General features: G+C 35.0%; 3 protein-coding genes. All 3 read left to right on the top strand.

Annotated elements, in window-relative coordinates; all coding sequences use genetic code 11:
• Positions 1–1,344: TolC family protein (locus P8M54_RS07695; protein WP_300286889.1), on the top strand; the 1,344-nt coding region annotated here is incomplete at its 5' end.
• A 5-nt stretch (positions 1,345–1,349) separates the two neighbouring features.
• The gene (locus tag P8M54_RS07690) at positions 1,350–2,681 is read left to right on the top strand and encodes an efflux RND transporter periplasmic adaptor subunit (RefSeq protein WP_219242889.1); all 1,332 of its coding nucleotides are present in this window, start codon (positions 1,350–1,352) and stop codon (positions 2,679–2,681) included.
• Positions 2,682–2,699: 18 nt separating this feature from the next.
• Positions 2,700–3,745 (top strand): dihydrolipoyl dehydrogenase (lpdA, locus tag P8M54_RS07685; RefSeq protein WP_300286885.1); only part of this gene is annotated, 1,046 nt, incomplete at its 3' end.

The raw sequence follows: 3,745 nt of genomic DNA, 5'->3' as shown, positions 1-3,745 counted from the left end.
ACCGTAGTAATTGGCGGGCTGATTTCAGCTACAGCATTAACACTCTTTGTTCTTCCGCTACTGTATCTGGTATTTATGAAAACAAATAAAGCAATGAATAATAATAAAATTAAATCGATAACTCCAATAATATTATTGGGCATATTTTTAGGTCTCTCACAAAATATTCAAGCACAAGATATTTCCGCATATAAAGCTGTCCGAATTGCATTAGAAAATAATTCAGGAATTAAATCTAAAGATTTAGACGTAAGGGCAGCGGAAAGTCTGAAACGAACAGCTTATGAATTACCGAAAACCGAACTAAATATTCAATACGGAAATAACGAAGGATTTGAATATAATGATGGAGTTATGATTTCTCAAAACATTCCTTTTCCCACACTATTTGGGGCAAAAAAGAATCTTATTAAAGAACAAATTAAAAGTAAAGAATGGGCAAAGGCTCTTTCGGAAAATGAATTAAAGAAGCAAGTACGTACCTATTATTATCAGTTGGAGTATCTTGAAAATAATGCTAAAAAACTTCAATACCTTGATAGTATTTATCTTGATTTTATAAGAGTAGCGAAATTGCGATATAAGACTGGTGATATTGGTAAAATTGATGTCAGTACAGCAAACACTAAACGAGGTGAAATCAACCTTCTTTCTCAGCAAAATGAGGTATTAAGAAAAAATGCATACCTGAATTTAAAAAATCTAATGCAGATTGAGGAGGATTTTACCATCGAAAAAGCACTAGAATATAAGCCTGTATTTATAAGTGACATAATAGATAATGATGCTGTTAGGAATCATCCAAGTATTCAATCTCTGTATCAAGAAGCACTTGTTGCTGAAAAAAGTAAAAAGGTAGAAAGAGCGAATGGACTTCCAGACTTTACTTTAGGTTACAGCAATATCTCATTGATTGGTGAACATAGCAAAAATGGTGTAGAAAAGTTTTATGGAAGAGGTCAAAGATTTGGATTTGTCGATGTAGGAATTTCTATTCCAATTTTTACAACCACAAGATCAAGGGTTCGTTCGTTGGAAACTCAAAAAGAATCTGCAGAAATGAATGCACAATGGCAGGAAAATGTTTTGAAAACAGAAATGAAAAATGCCATGACTCAATATGAGCAGAATGTGAGTCAGTTTAATTATTTTATTGAACAGGCAATTCCGAATGCAGAAGAAATTATAAATGCTTCGCGTTTGGGATATAGTACAGGAGACCTTTCTTATGTAGAATATCTCTTTGCTGTTCAAACAGCTACTGATACCTATTTAAACTATCTTAAAAGTATACAGCAAATAAATGAATCTGTTATTGTTATCTATTCATTAATAAATAAATAAAGAAAATGAAAGTCAATATAATAAAAGCAACATCGGTGTTAAGTATTATTCTAGCATCCTTATTTTTGATATCATGTGGAGGTAAAGAGCATAAAGAAGGAGACGGACATGATCACGGAGCTGAAACAAAAGAAGTAGCTAAAGAAGTGCATGCTGAGGAAGCTGAAAATATAGCTTCATTAACTGAAGACCAGATAAAGACAGCAGGTATTGAATTAGGAGGTATTGAGCAAAAGTCTCTAACGGCATCTTTAAAAGCCATTGGTAATCTTCGGGTTCCGAATAAGAGCAAAGCTAATGCAACTTCCTTGTTCGGTGGAGTTATTAAAACCTTAACTGTTGAACTTGGTGACTATGTGAAAAAAGGTCAGGTGATTGCAACTATCTCTAACCCTCAGTTTGTTCAGTTACAAGAAGAATACTCTTCCATCCAAAGCAGAATAACTTTTGCAGAACAAGAGTTAGTCCGTCAGAGAGAATTGAATGAAGGAAACGCAGGAGCTAAAAAGAACTTACAAAATGCTACCGCAGAATTGAATACTTTAAGAGCTCGAAAAGCTTCATTACAGCAACAGATTCAGATGATGGGGATTAACCCTAACAATATTGCTAATAATAATTTTCGATCAAGTCTAACTGTAACAAGCCCTATTGATGGTACCATCAGTGATGTATTTGCAAAAATTGGAAGTTATGTAGACGTTTCCTCGCCTATTGTTGAAATTATTAATAACAGCTTAATTCATTTAGATTTACAGGTTTTTGAAAAAGATCTTACATTAATCAAGGTAGGACAGAAAATTAACTTCACTATTACTAATAATCCGCAAAAAAGCTATGCAGCGAAAGTAATTACTATAGGATCATCTTTTAGTGGAGAAAGTAAATCTATTGCTGTTCATAGTGAAATTATTGGAGACAAGTCAGGTTTAATAGATGGAATGAATATCACTGGGCTCGTAAGTCTTGATGATGTGTTAACTTCTGCCGTTCCAAATGAGGCAATTGTGGAAGCGGATGGTAAATACTACATATTCATTAAGACGGATAAGGAACCGGAAGAACATAATGAGGGAGGTCATGACGATCATGGTCATGGTCATGATGAAGGAGAAGCAACACATGGACATAAAAATGAAAAAGAAGCTTCTGAGCATGCTACACAAGTAGCACAGAAATTGAATTTTGAAAAAATTGAAGTAGCAAAGGGTACTTCAAACATGGGATATACAGCTATTACTCCGGTTAAAGAGATTCCACAAAATGCTCAGATTGTAACTAAAGGTGCTTTTTTTATTAATGCAAAGCTTAGTAATACAGGTGGCCATAGCCATTAACATAATTTAAAAAAAAACATGGAAAATAATTTTGATGTAATCATTATCGGGTCAGGTCCAGGGGGCTATGTAACCGCAATTCGTTGTGCACAATTGGGCTTAAAAACAGCTATTATCGAAAAATATACAGTACTTGGAGGAACTTGTCTAAATGTAGGATGTATTCCTTCAAAAGCAATGTTAGACAGTTCTGAACGGTACCATGAAATCAAAGATAACGTAGATGTTCATGGGATCTCTGTTGATAACCCAAGAGTAGACCTTCAAAAACTGATCGCACGTAAAGCAGATGTAGTCGCTAAGATAAACGGCGGTGTAAGTTATCTGATGAAGAAGAATAAAGTAGAAGTATTTCAGGCAACTGGATCTTTTGTGGATAAAAACACTATTCTTCTGAAATCCGAAACCGAAGAAAAAACGATTACCGGTAAAAATATCATAATAGCGACGGGCTCTAAGCCCGCTTCGCTTCCGGGAATTGAAATTGATAAAAAGCGTATCATCAGTTCTACCGAAGCTCTGGTTTTAAAGGAAATTCCGAAACATCTTATCGTAGTTGGTGGTGGTGTAATCGGAATGGAATTAGGTTCGGTTTACGCAAGATTAGGAAGCAAAGTAACCGTACTTGAATATACAGGAGGAATACTTCCGAGTATGGACAAAAAAATGGGAGTCGAACTTCAAAAATCTTTAAAAAAGAATTTAGGTTTTGAATTTTTGCTAAATCATAAAGTTACCGGAGCAACCAATAATGGTGATAATGTAACCGTTACTGCCGAAGATAAAAACGGTAATACCGTCGCAATTGAAGGGGATTATTGTCTAATGGCAATAGGTAGAAAACCTTATACAACAGGTTTAGGTTTGGAAAATGTTGGAGTTGAACTGACTACACGCGGACAGGTTGCCACCGATAGCAATCTTGAAACCAATGTAAAAGGAATCTATGCCATCGGTGATGTTGTTGTAGGACCTATGCTTGCTCACAAAGCGTCTGAAGAAGGTGTTTATGTGGCAGAAATCATCGCTGGGCAAAAACCTCACATTGATTATAATTTAATTCC

Origin of the sequence: Flavobacterium sp. (assembly GCF_029242675.1) — a bacterium.
GTDB lineage: Bacteria > Bacteroidota > Bacteroidia > Flavobacteriales > Flavobacteriaceae > Flavobacterium.
Note: the sequence above shows the minus strand (reverse complement) of the source record. Positions and strands in the feature narration are given on the sequence as shown.

Coding starts and splice junctions, on each gene's coding strand:
- P8M54_RS07690 (WP_219242889.1), top strand. CDS start 1,350: ATGAAAGTCAATATAATAAAAGCAACATCGGTGTTAAGTATTATTCTA.